The organism is Shewanella hafniensis, from assembly GCF_019655335.1.
GTDB classification, from domain to species: Bacteria; Pseudomonadota; Gammaproteobacteria; order Enterobacterales; family Shewanellaceae; genus Shewanella; species Shewanella hafniensis.
The window spans coordinates 1-425 of sequence record NZ_BPFD01000265.1; the positions used below are offsets into that span (position 1 = coordinate 1).

1 protein-coding gene is annotated in these 425 nt (G+C 58.6%); it reads right to left on the reverse strand.

All coding sequences use genetic code 11. From position 1 onward, the window contains the following. On the reverse strand, positions 1-425 hold a 425-nt coding region (locus K5Q99_RS23250), incomplete at its 5' end, for an MFS transporter (RefSeq protein ID WP_220778168.1).

The window sequence follows — 425 nt, forward strand, 5'->3', positions numbered from 1 at the left end:
TTAGTCGTGCCCACCCTTCGTCGGCGCATCCAGGTGTGACGCAGTCCGTGTGGTCAGCCCGAAGAGGATCGTAAGGAAGGTGACCGCGGACAGCGCCGTCACATACCCGATGAAGGCGGGGATCGCGTCACCCTGTTTCGCCCACACGTAAATGAGTGGAGCCGTGCCGCCGAACAGGGAATTCGCGAAACCATGGGCCATCCCAACACCCAGCGCCCTGACATCGGTTGGGAAAAGGTCGGATTTCACAACTGCGGAGATCGAGGTATATCCGGTAAGGAAGATATAGCCCATGAGCAGCATGAGGAATGCAGTTACGGGCTTGCGGGCATGCGACAGACAGGTCACGAGAACCCAGGTATAAACGACTCCACCGGCGGCAAAGAAGAGCAACACCGGTTTGCGTCCGATCCGGTCACCGATGA